The sequence below is a fragment of the Nocardioides sp. genome (assembly GCF_024509035.1).
Lineage (GTDB): Bacteria > Actinomycetota > Actinomycetes > Propionibacteriales > Nocardioidaceae > Nocardioides.
In genome coordinates this window covers 17,027-31,848 of the sequence record NZ_JANINT010000093.1, presented here as the reverse complement: position 1 = coordinate 31,848, position 14,822 = coordinate 17,027, and the positions used below count along the sequence as shown (strand labels likewise).

The following is a 14,822-nucleotide window of genomic DNA, read 5'->3' as shown; positions in this document are numbered from 1 at the left end:
TTCATGCCAGGTGCCTGCTCAGTCGTCGTTCGAGGGGCCCCTGCGCCAGGCTGACGAGGTAGCACAGCACCCAGTAGTAGAGGGCCGCCATCGTGTAGAGAGGGAGGTACTCGAAGGTGTTGGCCGCCGTGATCTGCGCCTCGCGGAACAGCTCGGGCACCAGCACCAGGGAGGCCAGGGCGGAGTCCTTGATCAGGGACAGCAGCGTGTTGGACAGCGGGGGCACGGCGATGCGCGTGGCCTGCGGCAGCACGATGCGGCGCATCGACTGCCAGTAGTCCATGCCGATGCTGGTGGCCGCCTCGTACTGGCCGCGGGGGACCGAGAGGATCGAGGCGCGCACGATCTCGGCGGCGTACCCGCCCACGTTCAGGCTGAACGCGATGCACGCGGCGACGAACGGGTCGAGCTTGATGCCGATCTGCCCGAGCCCGAAGAACACGATGAACAGCTGCACGAGCAAGGGCGTGCCGCGGATGATCGAGATGTAGACCCGGGCCAGCCAGTCCAGCGGCCGGATCGAGGAGAGCCGGGCGAGCGCGGCCGCCACCGCGATCACCAACCCGGCGGCGAAGCTGACGAGGGTGAGCGGGATGGTTCCCTTCAGCATGCCCCGGAACATCGGCCAGGCCGTGTCCTGCAGGACCTCCCAGCGGCTCCGCGCGTCGGAGGCCCCGACCGCGACGTCCGTCGAGCCCTCGCGCTGGGTGACGTCGGCGCCGAAGTACTTCTCCGAGATCCTCGCCAGCGTCCCGTCGTCGGTGAGCCGCTGGATCGCCGCGTCCGCCTCGTCGCGCAGCTCCGGCTCGTCCTTCGTGAACGCCAGCGCTTGCTCCAGTACTTCGTCCCCGGCGTCGCCCGCGATCTTCACCTGGTCGTTGCCGGACGTCGCGAGGTAGTCGAGGACCGCGATGTTGTCGTTGACGATCGCGTCGACGCGCCCCTGCGCCACCAGAGCCACACCAGGGCCGAAGTCCTGGACGTACTTGACCTTGGCGCCCGCGTCCTTGGCCACCTGGGCCCAGTTGCTGCTGGCGGTCTGGGCGGCGGTGCGGCCCTTCAGGTCGGCGAGCGTGGTGATGTCGTCGGTGTCGACGGCGGTGACGATCACGCCGTGCGAGTAGGTGTACGGCGTGCTGAAGAGGTACCGCGCCTTGCGCTCGTCGTTGATCGTCACCTGGTTGGCGATCACGTCGAGCCGCCCGGAGTCCAGTGCGGGGAACAGCGAGTCGAACGGCGCCTCGACGAACTGCACGTCCCAGCCGGCCTCCTCGCCGATCGCTCGCACCACCTCGACGTCGAAGCCGGTCAGCTCATTGGTGTCGGGGTCGCGATAGGTGAACGGCGGATAGACGCCCTCGGTGCCGACCCGGACCACCCGCTCGCTGTCGGCTCGCGCCGGCTCTGCGACCGGGCCGAAGAGGCCGAGGAGCACGCCGCAGGCCGCGGCGAGGAGGAGCAGCCGGGACGCGCGCACGCCGATGCGGTACCCCGACGCATCCCGGGCACGCCCCGTCGCGCCCTCACGGGGTCGGCGCATCGTCCTCGCCCTGGTTGGACGGGCACTCGGGGTTCGTGCACACCCGGTCGTCGACGGTGTCGTCCGGCTCGTTCAGCACGAGGCGTTCGTGCGGGCGCAGCTCGACTGCGGCGCCACAGACATCGCACGGCCGGTTGTCCGAGTACATGCCCGCCACGCTAGACGACGCCGGGTGGGCCACCCGGTCGCGTCTCAGGCGACTTCGACGTCGCCCCAGACGTTGCCGACGAACCTGTCGACCTCGATGCGGATCGCCACGCGGGCCGGGTTGGGCCGCGGCTGGCGGTAGCGCAGCGCATAGCGCTCGACCGCGCGAGCGACGGACGCCTCGTCCTCGCGGACCTCGCCGCGGCCCTCGAGTGTCGACCAGCGGCGCCCGTCGACCTGGCAGGCAGCAAGCACCGGGTTGCTGCGCAGCTGCCGCACCTTGACCGACGTGCCGGAGGTGATCACCCAGGCGCAGCGCTCCTCGACGTCGACGGTGACGCCGACCGGGACCACGTGCGGGGTGCCGTCGGCGCGCAGCGTCGTCAGCGTGCACAGGTGCCGCTCGGTCCAGAAGTCGAGCAGCTGCTGGGAGAACGCTTCCCAGCCCGGTCGCCATGAGGTCACCGGCCGATCCTGTCACGGGGTGCGGTGGCAGGATCGGGGCATGACCTACACGGCAGCCGACCACCGCTACGACACCGAGGCCACGGGCATGCGCTACCGGTTCACCGGTCGCAGCGGCCTGCAGCTGCCGGTGATCTCGCTCGGCCTGTGGCAGAACTTCGGTGAGGACCGGCCCGAGGAGACCCAGGGCGCGATCCTGCGCCGCGCCTTCGACCGCGGCGTGACGCACTTCGACCTGGCGAACAACTACGGCCCGCCGTACGGCCGGGCGGAGGAGAACTTCGGGCGCTACCTGCGCGAGGACTTCGCGGCCTACCGCGACGAGCTGATCATCTCGACCAAGGCCGGCTACGACATGTGGCCCGGTCCGTACGGCCAGGGCGGCGGCTCGCGGAAGTACGTGCTGGCCTCGCTCGACCAGTCGCTGGGGCGGATGGGCCTCGACTACGTCGACATCTTCTACAGCCACCGCTTCGACCCCGAGACGCCGATCGAGGAGACGATGATGGCGCTCGACCACGCCGTGCGGCAGGGCAAGGCGTTGTACGCCGGCATCTCGTCGTACTCCGCCGCGAAGACCAACGAGGCCGCCGCGATCGCCCGCGACCTCGGCACGCCGCTGCTGATCCACCAGCCCTCGTACTCCATGCTCAACCGCTGGATCGAGGCCCCTGATGGTGGGCAGAGTCTCCTCGACGAGCTCGAGGAGCAGGGGATGGGCTGCATCGTCTTCTCGCCGCTGGCCCAGGGGCTGCTGACCGACCGCTACCTCGACGGTGTCCCGGCCGACTCGCGGGCCGCGCGGCAGGGCTCCTCGCTCCCGGGCGACCACCTCGACGAGAGCACGCTCACCCACGTGCGCCGGCTCAACGACCTCGCCCAGGCACGCGGCCAGAAGCTCGCCCAGCTCGCGCTGCAGTGGGCCGTGCGCGACCCGCGGGTGACATCGGCGGTCATCGGCGCGAGCTCGGTCGAGCAGCTGGACGCCAACCTCGACGCGCTGAGCTTCCCCGACCTCACGGCCGAGGAGCTGAACGCCATCGACGACCATGCCGTCGAGGCGGGCATCAACCTGTGGTCGCGCTCGACCGCGGAGTGACCGCGCGGTCGCGGCTGTTCTCCCACCGCTGACAGCCGACCAGCACCACGGCCGCCAGCACGCCGCCGGCGAGGATGTCGATGACGTAGTGCTCGGCGTTGTAGACCAGCGCCGTCGACATCGCGAGCGGGTAGAGCGCGAGCAGCCACCGCCAGCGGCTGCGCAGGCGCTGGATGCCGTAGAGCGCGATGAGGAACGTGATGCCGGCGTGCAGGGAGGGCATCGCCGCGACGGGGTTGCCGACGCCCTGGAGGATCAGGTCGACGCGGCCCAGGCCGATGTCGTGCCAGCCGCGGGCGGTGATGCGGGTGACGTCGGCGTCGAGCCAGCCCTCCTCGGAGGCCATCCACGGCGGCGCCATCGGGTAGGCGATGTAGATCGCGAGCGCCCCGAAGTTGATCACCAGGTAGCGACGCATCCACTTGATCCACTCGGCACGCTGCCGCACCCACAGCACCGCCGCGATCGTCAGGCCGGTGAGGAAGTGGGTGGCGTAGACGGTGGTGAAGAGCAGGTCGTACCAGCGCGGCTCGCTGTCCTTGAGGCACGGGGTCCCGCACCACGCCTCCTGGAGCCGGGCGGTCGGGATCTCGCCGTCGGCCAGCCAGGAGTCGGCGTGGATCGGCATCATCGTGTGCACGGGCAGGCCGAGCTCGTCGGTCAGGCCCCGGCTGTAGAAGTAGATGACGAGGCCGACGACCGGCAGCCACCAGTCCTTGAGGAAGTTCAGGTGGTAGCTGGGGCGGGCCTCGATGTTCCACGCGATCGTCCCGAGCCAGAGCCACAAGAAGACCTGGACGGTGTCGTTGGGGATGCCGAGCAGCTCTGACCAGGCAGTCAGCGCACCGGCGTACGCCGCCATCGCGAGCGCGCGCACCCGTCGACGGGTGCCGGGGTAGGGGGCGGGACGGAGGGTGATGGAGACGGAGGTCTCCGGCTCCTCCACGCCCCGTGTCATGGGGCCGAGTCTAGGCCGCCCTCTATCCGTCGCTCCGGCTGTCGGTGACGACACCGGGGTAGGCCTCGACCAGGCCGTCGAGGGCTGCGTCCGTGCGGTCGATGCCGAAGACCGAGCGCAGGTGGGCGACGACGACGTGCTCGATCGCCGGCCAGGCCTGGGTCGCGGGCAGCACCGGGTCGATGCACCCGTCGGTCGCGAGCGGGACGAGCGACGCCGGGATCGGCACACCGAGCAGCTCCGCGAGAGCGATCAGCCCGCCGTCGGACGCGCCCACCTCGCACAGGTCGCTGAAGGCGAGGTGCCCGGCGCCGCCGAGCAGCACGAGGCGCTTGGGCGCGGACATGGCGGCGTACGCCTGCTCCATGCGGTCGAGGGTGACGATCGTGTCCGCGGTCCCGGCCATCAGCAGCCCGGGCTTGTCCGGCACGGCCGGAGCCGCGTCGTCGAGCGCACCGACGGAAGCGCCGGCCAACCCGACGAATGTGTCGACGCGACGGTCGACGGCCGCGAGGTTCTCCACCGCCCGGCCTCCAGCGGAGTGGCCGACGGCGCCGATGTGGCGCAGGTCGAGGCGGTCGTGGAGCCAGCTGCGTCGGGGGGCGTTGCGCTTGGCGAGCAGGGTGATCGTGGCCTGCAGGTCCTGCACGTCCGTGGTCTGGCCCGCGGGTCCGCCGAGGACCTTGGTGAGGTTGCGGCTCGGGTGGTCGGGCGCGGCGACCACGAACCCCCACGACGCCAGCGCCGAGGTCAGGAACGTCGACTGGTCGCGGAATCCGGCGAAGCCGTGGCTGAAGACGACCAGGGGGAACTGCTTCCGCACGACGGGTACGGCGCGCACCCCACCGCTCGGGTAGGCGACCGAGGCGCCCTCGGGGACCAGCTGGGCGAGGAGGTCCGGCAGCCAGTCGACGACGTCGTAGGTGCCGACCGGCTGACCGGCGACCGCTGCCTTGCGCGCGGGGTACCAGACCTCGACCCGCGCGCCGGAGGGCAGCTTGAGGGTGCGCTCGCCGACGCCGTACGGTCCGGGGTGCGCGTAGGACGTCGGGCCCGGGTCGGCCGCACGGTGCGCCGACGCGGGTGCGGCGAGACCGGTGGCGGTGAGGGCCAGGACGGCGAGCAGGAGGACGGCGGCCCTGAGGCGTGTGAGGTCGGTCACGAAGGCGACGCTAGACGTCCGGTGTGGTGCGCGCTGGCGAAACCGGTCAGGTCGCGCCGGTGGTCCACGCCGCCGGCGCGCTAAACCGGATGCCCCGCGCATCGCGATGGCGGAGAATCGTCCCCTGTGGGACACGTGGACGTGGCCGGGGTGCGCTATGAGCTGCCCGACGGGCGAGTGCTGCTGGACGACGTGTCGTTCCGGGTCGGCGAGGGGGCGAAGGTCGCGCTGGTCGGCGCGAACGGCGCGGGCAAGACGACCCTGCTGCGCATCATCACCGGCGACCTGACCCCGCACGCGGGCGTCGTGACGCGCTCGGGCGGATTGGGCGTGATGCGGCAGATGGTGGGTGCGGGGCTCGGCGAGGCACCGACCGTCGCCGACCTGCTGCTCAGCGTGGCGCCGGCCCGGGTCCGCGCGGCGGCGTACGACGTCGACGCCTGCGAGCGGGCGCTGATGGACACCGACGACGAGAAGTCGCAGATGGCCTACGCGCACGCGCTCTCGGAGTACGCCGACGCCGGTGGCTACGACCTCGAGGTCACCTGGGACGTGTGCGCGACCGCGGCGCTGGGGGTGTCCTTCGACCGGGTGAAGTACCGCGAGCTCAGCACGCTGTCGGGCGGCGAGCAGAAGCGGCTGGTGCTGGAGTACCTGCTCCGCGGGCCCGAGGAGGTGCTGCTGCTCGACGAGCCCGACAACTTCCTCGACGTGCCCGGCAAGATCTGGCTCGAGGAGCGCATCCGCGAGTCGGCCAAGACCGTCCTGATGATCAGCCACGACCGCGAGCTGCTCAACAACACCGCCACGCGTGTGGTGACCGTCGAGCTCGGCTCGGCCGGCAACACCGTGTGGACGCACCCCGGGGGCTTCGCGTCCTACCACCAGGCCCGCGCCGACCGCTTCGCGCGCTTCGAGGAGCTGCGCCGCCGCTGGGACGAGGAGCACGCCAAGCTCAAGCAGCTGGTGCTGCACTACAAGATCAAGTCCGAGTACAACGACGGCATGGCCTCGCAGTACCGCGCGGCCCAGACCCGGCTGCGCAAGTTCGAGGAGGCCGGCCCGCCGATCGAGCAGCCCCGCGAGCAGCAGGTCACGATGCGCCTCAAGGGCGGACGCACCGGCAAACGTGCCGTGGTCTGCGAGCAGCTCGAGCTCACCGGTCTGATGAAGCCCTTCGACCTCGAGGTCTGGTACGGCGAGCGCGTGGCCGTGCTCGGCTCCAACGGGTCGGGCAAGTCGCACTTCCTGCGCCTGCTCGCCGCGGGCGGCACCCGGCCCGACAAGGAGCACGAGCCGGTCGGCGACGTGGAGATCAAGCCGGTCCCGCACCGGGGCCTGGCCAAGCTCGGCGCGCGGGTGCGCCCCGGGTGGTTCGTGCAGACCCACGAGCACCCGGAGCTGGTCGGCCGCACGCTGCTGGAGATCCTGCACCGCGGCGACGAGCGCCGCGACGGCATGGGCCGCGAGCAGGCGAGCCGGGTGCTCGACCGCTACGAGCTCGCCCACGCCGGCGAGCAGCGGTTCGAGTCGCTGAGCGGCGGGCAGCAGGCGCGCTTCCAGATCCTGCTCCTCGAGCTCTCCGGCGCGTCGCTGCTGCTGCTCGACGAGCCGACCGACAACCTCGACGTCCAGTCCGCGGAGGCGCTGGAGGAGGGGCTCGAGGCGTTCGAGGGCACGGTGCTGGCGGTCACCCACGACCGCTGGTTCGCCCGGGGCTTCGACCGCTTCCTCGTCTACGGCGCGGACGGCGAGGTCTACGAGTCCGACGGTCCCGTGTGGGACGAGGGAAGGGTGCAGCGCGTCCGATGAGCGAGCAGCAGATCATCGAGGTCGACCCGTTCGACCCCGGCCGGTTCGACCCGTGGCACCACGCCTACCTGATCGCCGAGCTCGCGGCGCCACCGGGTGTGACGTCGCCGTGGCAGCTCGAGGAGGTGCGGGCGATGATGCAGGACCAGGGCACCCGCCACCGGCTGATCGGCTACGCAGGAGTGGTCGACGGGCGCGTGGTGACGTCGGGGTTCCTGCGTCTGCCGCAGCTCGACAACACCGACGCCGCCGAGCTCATGGTGCACGTGGTGCCCGACGCCCGTCGCCGTGGCTACGGCTCCGCGATGCTGGCCCACCTCGAGCAGGTGGCGAGCGAGCACGGCCGCAGCGTGCTGCAGGCCGAGTCGTCGTGGCCGTACGACGCCGGGCACGACGGCGCCGGCGAGCCGGGGCCGTCGTTCGCGGCCGCTCGGGGCTACGCCCTGGCGCTCGGCGACGTGAAGCGGGTGCTCCACCTGCCGGTGCGTGCCGAGCTCCTCGACACCCTGGCGGCCGAGGCAGCCGAGCGGCACGAGGGTTTCACGCTGCGGTCGTGGGCGGGCCCGGTGCCCGACGAGCTGGCCGAGGGCTGGGTGCGACTGACGTCCACGCTCGGCGTCGAGGCGCCGACGGGGGAGATGCACCGCGAGGCCGAGGCGGCCGACGTGGCTGTTCTGCGTGAGGCCGAGGCCAACCAGGCCGAGCAGGGCAGGACGAAATACAACACCGTGGCGCTCGACGCGGCAGGGGAGGTCGTCGCCTACACCGACGTCGCAACCACGATCCACGAGCCCGGCAAGGCCTACCAGTGGGGCACGCTCGTGCGCCCTGACGTCCGGGGGCACCGGCTCGGGCTGGCGGTCAAGGTCGCGAACCTGCAGCTGCTGCAGGCCGAGCGGCCCGACATCGAGCTGCTGACGACGTACAACGCCGAGGTCAATGCGCACATGGTCGCGGTCAACGATCGGCTCGGTTTCACGCCGATCGGCCGCCTCGGTGAGTTCCAGAAGAGGCTGTGACGCCAGCAGCCCGGGCATGAAGCAGGGCCCCACCGGCATGACGGGAGACGGACCTGCTGGCCGGTGGGGCCCTGTTCCCTTCTCGGGCGGAGAAGGGGCCTGGGTGGGCTGAGCGCCCTAGGAGTTCGACGTCTGCGCGTCCGAGTCCAGCTTCAAGGTGACGGTCTTGGTGTCGCCGTCGCGGACGTAGGTGACCGTGACCTGGTCGCCGGGCCGGTAGGACCGGATCGTGGCCACGAGCGAGTCGGCGCTGCTGATCAGGTGGTCGTCGACCTTGGTGATCACGTCACCCTTGGCCAGACCGGCGTTGTCGGCGGTGGAGCCGGTGTTGACCTGCTGGATCTCCGCGCCCTGCGAGACGTCCGGCGTCACCTGGGCGCCGGGCTGGCTCGCCACGGGCGCCACGGAGATGCCCAGTCGCGCATGGGTCGGGGTCTCGCCGTTGCGCATCTGCTCGACGATCGGCATCACCTCGTCCATCGGGATCGCGAAGCCGAGCCCGATGGATCCGGCCTCGCCCTGGGAGGAGCTCGCGGTGCGGATCGAGGAGTTGATGCCGACGACGTTGCCGTCGAGGTCGACCAGCGCGCCGCCGCTGTTGCCGGGGTTGATCGCCGCGTCGGTCTGGATCGCCGGGTACGTCGTGCTGTTGCCCTGGCCGTCGGAGCCGACGTCCACGGGTCGGTCCAGGGCGCTCACGATGCCGCTGGTCACGGTCGAGTCGAGGCCGAACGGCGAGCCGATCGCCACCACGCTCTCGCCCACCTTGAGGTCGCCGGACTTGCCGATCGTCGCGGGCGTCAGCCCCGACACGTCCTGGGCCTTGATGACGGCGGTGTCGGTGAGCGGGTCGGTGCCGAGGACCTCCGCCTTGGCCGTCGTCCCGTCGTTGAACGAGACGCTGATGGATCCACCGTCGCCGGCCAGCTCGACGACGTGGTTGTTGGTGAGGATCTCACCGTCGGAGCTGAGGATGATGCCCGACCCCGACCCGGCGCCCTGGGCGCCGGAGACGTCGATCTTGACGACCGACGGGAGCACCTTCGCGGCGACCTGCTCGACCGAGCCGGCCGGTGCCTCGGTGTCGGGGGTGTCCACGACCTGCGACGTCGTGCGGGTGTCGGGGCTGCCCGCGCTCGAGGATCCCTCGTCGTCGAACGCGCTCCAGGCGGCCGCGCCGCCGACACCCGCCGCGCCGCCCACCACGAGCGCGGTCGCGACGACCGCGGCGGCGAGGCCGGCGCGGCGAGGGCGACGCTGACCCGGCTGCGGCGCCGGCTCGGGGAACATCTGCGTCGTCGCCGCGGCCGGCGGACCCTCCGGGGGCGGACCCAGCGGTCCGGTGCCCTGGGGGAAGGGACCCTGCGGGTCGGGGGAGCCGAAGTACGGGTTCTGCGGTCCCGGAGGAGGAGTGGGAGGCTGGTCGTTCATGCCTCCACGATGCGAGGGCAGCCTGTGACGTTGCTGAGACGGCGCTGGGGCCGTGCGAAGAATGAGCGGCCCGAGGCTCAGCTCCGGGGGGCCTCGCCGTCGCCCTCGGCCTCGACCGCCAGCGTCATCTTCTTCAGCAGCCGGGCCAGCGTCGCCCGCTCGGTCGGGGAGAGCACGTGCACGACGTCGTCCTCGGCGCGGCCACGCAGCTCCATCGCCCGGCGCCAGACGCGGGCGCCGCTGCGCGTGATCTCGACCTCGACCCGGCGCCGGTCGTCGGCGTGGGCCCGTCGCTGGATCCACCCTGCCTTCTCCAGCGAGTCCAGCCGGCCGGTCATCCCGGCCCCGCTGATGCCGAGATCGGCGGCGAGCGCCGAGGGGCTGGCGTGGCCGGGGGTGTCACGGATCATCAGGTGGTGCAGCGTCTCGTACTCGAAGTCCTGCAGGCCCACGGTCTCGAGCGCCTCGTGGGTCGTGGTGCGGAAGTGCTTCATCAACCGGCCGATGCGCACGACGATCGCCTCGACGTCGTCCTCGAAGTCGACGTCGATCCAGTGGTCGCGCCACCGGGCGACGTGCCGGTCGGCCCAGTCCTCTCGATCCACGGATCTATCCTAGAGATAATTCGTTGACGAATAGTTCGCTGGCTAATTAAATGCTCGAGTGACCATGCGGGACGACTCGGCGCGCGCGGAGCGCGGCAGCCCGTTGCGGCACCGCAACTTCCGCCTCCTCGTCACGGGGGCCGCGACGAGCTCGCTCGGCAACGCGATCGCGCCGGTGGCCCTCGCGTTCGCCGTGCTCGACCTCGGCGGATCAGCGTCCGAGCTCGGGCTGGTCGTGGCGGCGTACGCGCTCGCCGACGTCGTCACCGCGCTCTTCGGCGGCGTCCTCGGCGACCGTGTCGCACGCCAGCTGCTGATGGAAGGTTCCAACGCCGCCTGTGCGGTCAGCCAGGCCGCGGTGGCGGTGCTGGTCATCGGCGGGTGGGCGAGCGTCCCGATCCTCGCGGTGCTCGGCGCGGTCAACGGCGCCCTCGGAGCGTTGAGCGGGCCGTCGTCCTCCGCGATGACGCGGATGACCGTGCCCAGCGACCTGCTCGGCTCGGCGGTCGCGCTGCGCGGCCTGCTCCAGACGAGCGCCGCGGTCGTGGGGTACGCCCTGGGCGGGGTCCTGGTCGCCGGCACGAGCCCGGGCTGGGCGATCGGCGTCGACGCGCTGACGTTCGCGGTGGCGGCCGTCTGCTTCGGTCGCCTCGACGTCCCGCATACGCGGCACGAGGGGACCCGCCCGTCCCTGACGAGCGACATGGCCGAGGGGCTGCGCGAGGTCCTGCGGCACACGTGGCTGTGGCTGCTCATCGGGCAGGCGCTGCTCTACCACCTGTTCTACGGCGGCGCCCAGGCGGTCGTGGGCCCGATCGTGATGGGCGACGAGTTCGGACGGTCCAGCTGGGGCCTCGCCCTCGGCGTGCTGATGGCGGGCTTCGTCGTCGGCGGCCTGGTCTGCCTGCGCTGGCGGCCGAGCCGGATGCTCTCCATCGGCACCGTGCTGCTCTCGTTGACCGCGGCGTTCCCCTTGGCGATGGCGCTCTCCGACCACCTCTGGCCGATCCTCGTCGGCGCCTTCCTCCATGGCCTCGGCCTGCAGATCTTCGACGTGTTCTGGCAGCTGGCGATCCAGGAGAACATCACCGAGGACAAGCTCGCCCGGGTCTACTCCTTCGACCTGGTCGGCTCGTTCATCGCCCGCCCCATCGGTCTCGCGGCGACCGGCCCCGTTGCCGAGGCGGTCGGGTTCGACCGGTGGTTGGTCGTCGTCGGCTGCGTGATGGGTGGCTCGGCGCTGCTGTCCCTGCTCTCCCCGGACGTCCGCCGGCTGCGCCGCCGGAGCTGAGCGCCGGGCCGCCGGTCCAGTCCGCCAGGACACAATCTGTCGGATTCCCGCCCGCACCCCCCCGGTCTTCTGGCACCGTCGAGCCTGAGGACCTACTGGGGGGTTGGTTTACATGAGCACGTCCATGCTGTCGCGCGCCCGTCGCGCCGTCCATCTGCCGTACGTCGCGGCACTCGCCGCCGGGGTGCTGACCCTGGGGGGCCTGCAGGCGCTCGCCGTGGATCGCGCCGACGCGACCACCAATCCGGCCTGCGTGGTGACGTCCAACCCGTTGGGCGCAGCCACCGGCTGGACCGAGTTCGTCGAGACCGATGGGTCCCGGATGTCCGAGTCCGAGGGCTCGATGGCGTACGGCGGCAACCTCGTCTCGTCCTCGATGACCGTTGCGAAGAACCTCGTCCTCCCGGACGTGAGCACCCCGACGTTCGTGGTCGCGGGCACGCACAGTGACGAGTGGTACAACCTCAAGGCCGGCAGCGCCTACCTCACCCCACAGACCAAGGTGAACTTCAACGGTGGCGGCCACTTCCTTGCCAGCAACCCGATCGACTTCGGTGCTGCCTTCACTGAGTTGAGGGCGCTCTCGACGTCCTGGGGCGCCGCGCCCGTGACAGGGACGGTGAGCACGATTGATCCCGGCCCGAACGCGGTGCTCGTCCTGAAGGGCACCAACAGCGACCTGAACGTCTTCTCGATCGGTCAGAGCGAGATCGACTCGGGCAAGGGCGCGATCCGTATCGACGTCCCGGCGAACTCCACCACGATCATCAACGTCACCGGAACGACGATCACCTTCGGACCGAGCAGCCAGAAGATCCAGGTCGGCGCCGGCAGCCAGCTCTCGGACGGCACGGTAGGTCCGTACACCGGTGTGATCTGGAACTTCCCGACGGCCACGACGGTCAACCTCGACAGCGGCGGGGCGTTCGGTCCCTCGGTGCTCGCGCCGAACGCGCACGTCAAGGTGACGGCTGCGCACACGATCGGCCAGATGATCGCGAAGCGGTTCAGCTCCGATCGGGAGACCCACCTGCCGCTGTTCAAGACCGGCGCTTGCGTGCCCGGCACGCCCCCGCCCCCGGGCGACTCAGACGTGAGGATCACCAAGTCGGCCTCGATCGCCAGCCCGCACGGCGGTGACTCGGTCGCCTACAGCCTCCTGGTCGAGAACGTCGGTGACAGCCCGGCCACGGGCGTGACCGTGACCGACACCCTGCCGGCCGGCGTGACGTTCGTGAGTGCGACGAGCCCTTGCACCGTCGCGTCCGGCACCGTGACCTGTGCTGTCGGAACCCTGACGGCGCACGCCTCCACGACGCTGACGATCAACGTCGTCGCGAACCCGGTCGCGGGCGCCGGCCCGTCGTCCCACCCCCAGGCGCATCACTGGCTGACGCCGTACCACTCCGAGGTCCAGGTGGACCTCGAGCCCGGCGAGCAGAAGAGCGTCACGCTCAGCTGCAGCCCCGGCGACATCCTCGCCGACGGACAGTTCCGCATCGACCACGTCGACCAGGACACCGGCACGATCGCGGGCTCGGTGAAGGTGCTCAGCTCGCAGTACACCGGCCTCGGTGTCGGGTCGTGGAAGGGCGTCATCCGCAACGATGCCACCGGACGCGCCCAGGCGAAGGCGTTCGTCGTCTGCCTGCCGGCGTACACGGACGCGGCCACGCGGCAGACCGGTTACGACGACAACCACAAGCACCCGCTGTCGGTCGACCCGACCGCGGTGACCAGCACGGCGACGTACCCCGTGGGCCGGAGCACGGCGACGCTGACGTGCCCGGTCGGGACCGTCCCGGTGGCGCCGGGCTTCGACGCACCGGCGGGCGGCGTGGTGCTGGCGGGGTCGGAGTACGACCAGACCGCCCACCCGCGCGACTGGACCTTCACGCTGGACGCGGCCGCGCCGACGACCGTGACGCTCAGCGCTCGCTGCCTGCGCACGACGGTCGGGCCGGTCTACGGGCACACCCACGACCTGCTCTTCACCCACCTCGTGCAGACGGTGACCGTCACTGGTCACACTGCGAAGGAGGGGGATGAGTTCCAGGTGATCTGCCCCGACGACGCCAAGGGCATCGTCGCGACGTGGGACCTGCCGCCCGGCGTGCGGCACTTCGGCAACGACCCGCGGCTCAAGACCCGCGCGTTCCGGCTGTTCAACGACACGGGAACCGCCAAGCAGGCCACGGTCGACCTGCTCTGCATGCGCGACCGCACCTCCATCGAGGGCATGGGCACGACCGATCCGGTCGTCGTCACCAACACCGCCACGGTGACCTCCGTCTCGGTCGATGCCAACCCGCACAACAACAGCTCGTCGGCGTCGATCACCGTGCAGCCGGGCTCGTCGACCACCGGTCTGGCCGGCAAGCTGTTGGTGTCGGGCGCGGCGTCGCTGCGGGTGGTGTCCTCGATGCCGGGGAAGGCCGCGCTGAGCGTCCGCTCGAAGGGATCGCTGCTGGCGCGAGGGACGGTCGGGCTGCGGCCCGGCGGGGCCGTCACGGCCAAGCTGAAGCTCACGCCCGCGGGCAAGCGCCAGCTGCGCAAGCTCGACCGGGTGACGGTCAGCGTCGACCCGACGCGGGGCAAGACGGTCAAGCAGAGCGTGGCCGTCCAGCGGTAGGAGTGATCCTGGTCAGACCGGCAGGCCGCGGCTGCGCAGCTCGGTGCGCAGCGCGGCCGCGTCGGTGAACAGGACCGCCTGCATGCCGAGGGCGGCCGCGGCGTCGACGTTCGCCTGCTTGTCGTCGACGAAGACCAGCTGCTCGAGCGGCAGCCCGCTGCGCTCGGCCAGGACCGCGAAGACCCGGGGGTCGGGCTTGGCGACCTTCTCGGTGCCGGAGACGACCACGTCCTCGAAGAGACCGAGCACCTCGAAGTTCTCCGGCGCATGTGGGTAGAGCTCGTGCGACCAGTTGGTCAGCGCGAACAGGCGCACGCCCGCGGCGTGCAGGTCGCGCACCACGTCGCCGGTCCCCGGCACCTCGCCGAGCAGTGACTCGAGGAAGTGGGCGCGGTAGGCCAGGGCGTGGTCGGCCCAGTGCGGGTGGTTGCGGCGTACGGCGTCCTCGGCCGCGGCCCAGGTGTCCCCGGAGTCGGGTCCGTGGTTCCACGCCATGAAGTCGAAGTCCTCGGCCTCGAGGAAGCGCCGAGCCTCCTCGGGTCCCACGCCGGCGGCGATCGCGGGGAAGGGGTCCCAATCGATGAGCACGTTCCCCAGGTCGAACACGACCGCGGCCGGCGGGTTGCTCGACCCCACGCGCCCCACCGATGTCAAGGAACTC

At 71.2% G+C, this 14,822-nt stretch carries 13 protein-coding genes; 5 read left to right on the top strand and 8 right to left on the bottom strand.

Annotated features, from left to right (window positions below; translation table 11 throughout):
- Window position 1: 1 nt before the first annotated feature.
- Genes Q0L15_RS07820 through Q0L15_RS07810 form a run of 3 tightly spaced genes read right to left on the bottom strand, consistent with a single transcriptional unit; the run spans window position 2 to window position 2,152 of the window.
- Window positions 2-1,477 (bottom strand): ABC transporter substrate-binding protein/permease, encoded by a 1,476-nt coding sequence (locus Q0L15_RS07820; protein WP_296603434.1) that lies wholly within the window; start codon window positions 1,475-1,477, stop codon window positions 2-4.
- A 46-nt stretch (window positions 1,478-1,523) separates the two neighbouring features.
- Window positions 1,524-1,688 (bottom strand): hypothetical protein, encoded by a 165-nt coding sequence (locus Q0L15_RS07815; protein WP_296603433.1) that lies wholly within the window; start codon window positions 1,686-1,688, stop codon window positions 1,524-1,526.
- Window positions 1,689-1,732: 44 nt separating this feature from the next.
- Complete coding sequence (locus Q0L15_RS07810; RefSeq protein ID WP_296603431.1) at window positions 1,733-2,152, bottom strand: TIGR03618 family F420-dependent PPOX class oxidoreductase; 420 nt, start codon at window positions 2,150-2,152, stop codon at window positions 1,733-1,735.
- Window positions 2,153-2,192: 40 nt separating this feature from the next.
- Here Q0L15_RS07810 and mgrA point away from each other — a divergent pair, with 40 nt between their 5' ends.
- Window positions 2,193-3,251, top strand: a complete 1,059-nt coding sequence (gene mgrA, locus Q0L15_RS07805; protein ID WP_296603429.1) for an L-glyceraldehyde 3-phosphate reductase — start codon at window positions 2,193-2,195, stop codon at window positions 3,249-3,251.
- Here mgrA and Q0L15_RS07800 read toward each other — a convergent pair.
- Together Q0L15_RS07800 and Q0L15_RS07795 are read right to left on the bottom strand one after the other, a co-directional pair.
- On the bottom strand, window positions 3,220-4,209 hold the full coding sequence (locus Q0L15_RS07800) for a phosphatase PAP2 family protein (RefSeq protein ID WP_296603427.1): 990 nt from the start codon (window positions 4,207-4,209) through the stop codon (window positions 3,220-3,222). The two genes, mgrA and Q0L15_RS07800, sit on opposite strands and share 32 nt — an antisense overlap.
- Before the next feature lie 22 nt (window positions 4,210-4,231).
- On the bottom strand, window positions 4,232-5,371 hold the full coding sequence (locus Q0L15_RS07795) for a dienelactone hydrolase family protein (RefSeq protein ID WP_296603426.1): 1,140 nt from the start codon (window positions 5,369-5,371) through the stop codon (window positions 4,232-4,234).
- 126 nt (window positions 5,372-5,497) lie between these two features.
- Here Q0L15_RS07795 and Q0L15_RS07790 point away from each other — a divergent pair, with 126 nt between their 5' ends.
- Both Q0L15_RS07790 and Q0L15_RS07785 read left to right on the top strand, forming a co-directional pair.
- Window positions 5,498-7,183, top strand: a complete 1,686-nt coding sequence (locus tag Q0L15_RS07790; RefSeq protein WP_296603424.1) for an ATP-binding cassette domain-containing protein — start codon at window positions 5,498-5,500, stop codon at window positions 7,181-7,183.
- Window positions 7,180-8,202: a GNAT family N-acetyltransferase gene (locus tag Q0L15_RS07785; RefSeq protein WP_296603423.1), complete on the top strand. Its 1,023-nt coding sequence runs from the start codon at window positions 7,180-7,182 to the stop codon at window positions 8,200-8,202. The genes Q0L15_RS07790 and Q0L15_RS07785 overlap by 4 nt, the downstream gene beginning before the upstream one ends.
- 117 nt (window positions 8,203-8,319) lie before the next feature.
- Here Q0L15_RS07785 and Q0L15_RS07780 read toward each other — a convergent pair whose 3' ends face one another.
- Both Q0L15_RS07780 and Q0L15_RS07775 read right to left on the bottom strand, forming a co-directional pair.
- Entirely contained in the window at window positions 8,320-9,633 is a 1,314-nt protein-coding gene (locus Q0L15_RS07780) for a trypsin-like peptidase domain-containing protein (RefSeq protein WP_296603422.1), read from the bottom strand.
- Window positions 9,634-9,710: 77 nt separating this feature from the next.
- Window positions 9,711-10,238 carry a MarR family transcriptional regulator gene (locus tag Q0L15_RS07775; RefSeq protein WP_296603420.1) on the bottom strand — a complete coding sequence of 176 codons (528 nt, stop codon included), beginning with the start codon at window positions 10,236-10,238 and terminating at the stop codon, window positions 9,711-9,713.
- 64 nt (window positions 10,239-10,302) lie between these two features.
- Here Q0L15_RS07775 and Q0L15_RS07770 point away from each other — a divergent pair, with 64 nt between their 5' ends.
- Complete coding sequence (locus Q0L15_RS07770) at window positions 10,303-11,529, top strand: MFS transporter (protein ID WP_296603451.1); 1,227 nt, start codon at window positions 10,303-10,305, stop codon at window positions 11,527-11,529.
- Between the two features lie 112 nt (window positions 11,530-11,641).
- On the top strand, window positions 11,642-14,161 hold the full coding sequence (locus Q0L15_RS07765) for a choice-of-anchor A family protein (RefSeq protein WP_296603419.1): 2,520 nt from the start codon (window positions 11,642-11,644) through the stop codon (window positions 14,159-14,161).
- Between the two features lie 12 nt (window positions 14,162-14,173).
- Here the strand turns inward: Q0L15_RS07765 and Q0L15_RS07760 are convergent, their stop codons facing one another.
- Entirely contained in the window at window positions 14,174-14,797 is a 624-nt protein-coding gene (locus Q0L15_RS07760; RefSeq protein WP_296603418.1) for an HAD family hydrolase, read from the bottom strand.
- Between the last annotated feature and the right edge of the window lie 25 nt (window positions 14,798-14,822).

Excerpts from the sequence above, each read along its gene's own strand:
- Q0L15_RS07800 (WP_296603427.1), bottom strand. The coding sequence starts at position 4,209 with ATGACACGGGGCGTGGAGGAGCCGGAGACCTCCGTCTCCATCACCCTC.
- Q0L15_RS07765 (WP_296603419.1), top strand. The coding sequence starts at position 11,642 with ATGAGCACGTCCATGCTGTCGCGCGCCCGTCGCGCCGTCCATCTGCCG.
- Q0L15_RS07815 (WP_296603433.1), bottom strand. The coding sequence starts at position 1,688 with ATGTACTCGGACAACCGGCCGTGCGATGTCTGTGGCGCCGCAGTCGAG.
- mgrA (WP_296603429.1), top strand. The coding sequence starts at position 2,193 with ATGACCTACACGGCAGCCGACCACCGCTACGACACCGAGGCCACGGGC.
- Q0L15_RS07785 (WP_296603423.1), top strand. The coding sequence starts at position 7,180 with ATGAGCGAGCAGCAGATCATCGAGGTCGACCCGTTCGACCCCGGCCGG.
- Q0L15_RS07780 (WP_296603422.1), bottom strand. The coding sequence starts at position 9,633 with ATGAACGACCAGCCTCCCACTCCTCCTCCGGGACCGCAGAACCCGTAC.
- Q0L15_RS07770 (WP_296603451.1), top strand. The coding sequence starts at position 10,303 with ATGCGGGACGACTCGGCGCGCGCGGAGCGCGGCAGCCCGTTGCGGCAC.